This is a genomic window from Protofrankia sp. CiP1_Cm_nod4, assembly GCF_982290645.1.
In genome coordinates this window covers 2,915-3,756 of record NZ_CEVIVC010000258.1, presented here as the reverse complement: position 1 = coordinate 3,756, position 842 = coordinate 2,915, and the positions used below count along the sequence as shown (strand labels likewise).

Sequence of the window (842 nt, the reverse complement as noted above, 5' to 3'; positions counted from 1 at the left end):
GGGTGGACCGGGGGGTGGTCGTGTCCGCGGCCTTGTCGACCGGGGAGCTGCTGCGCTGCCCGGGGCTGCGACGCGAGGAGGCCGCACGGCTGTTCCGGCTGCAGCGCCGGCTCGCCCGGGCGAAACGCGGCTCGCACCGCCGCGGCCGGCTCAAGGCCCGGATCGCCCGGCTCCGGGCCCGGGAGAGCGACCGGCGGAAGGACTGGGTCGAGAAAACCTCGACCGATCTCGCCCGCCGGTTCGAGGTGATCCGGGTGGAGGATTTGAAGATCCGGCAGATGACCCGGTCGGCGCGGGGCACGGTGGATGCGCCCGGGACGAACGTCCGGGCGAAAGCCGGCCTGAACCGGGGCATCCTCGCGGGCGGCTGGGGTCTGCTGGTCCGACGGCTGGAACAGAAAGCCCCCGGCCGGGTGGAGAGGATCCCGGCGGCCTATACCAGTCGGCGTTGCTCGTCCTGCGGGCATGTGGCCGCCGAGTCGAGAGAGAGCCAATCTCGGTTCGTGTGCGTCGCCTGCGGGCATGAGAGCAACGCCGACATCAACGCTGCAAGGAATATCGCGGCCGGACGGGCCGTGACCCCGCAGGGAGGCAGGGCGTTGGCCGTGCCGGTGAACCGTGAACCTCAACGAACCGCACCCCCTTCCCTGGCGGGTGTGTAGGAGTTGGAATCCCCCGCGTTCACGCGGGGGAGGACGTCAAGAGATCCCGAGCTCGTTGCCTATAAAGGCGATCAGTTCGTCGTCGGACGCCGACAGCAGTTCCTCCGTCGTGCGCGTGCCGGCCTGCGGATGGGTGATGGAGCCGTCCGGGGCGTCCAGACCGTTTTCCTGTTCCTGTCC

Annotated in this window: 1 protein-coding gene; it reads left to right on the top strand. The window is 70.2% G+C overall.

All coding sequences use genetic code 11. The annotated features are described in order from the left end of the window. Window positions 1–662, top strand: a 662-nt coding sequence (locus AC5LSR_RS23835; RefSeq protein ID WP_493465726.1) for an RNA-guided endonuclease InsQ/TnpB family protein, incomplete at its 5' end; no start/stop codon positions are given. Between the last annotated feature and the right edge of the window lie 180 nt (window positions 663–842).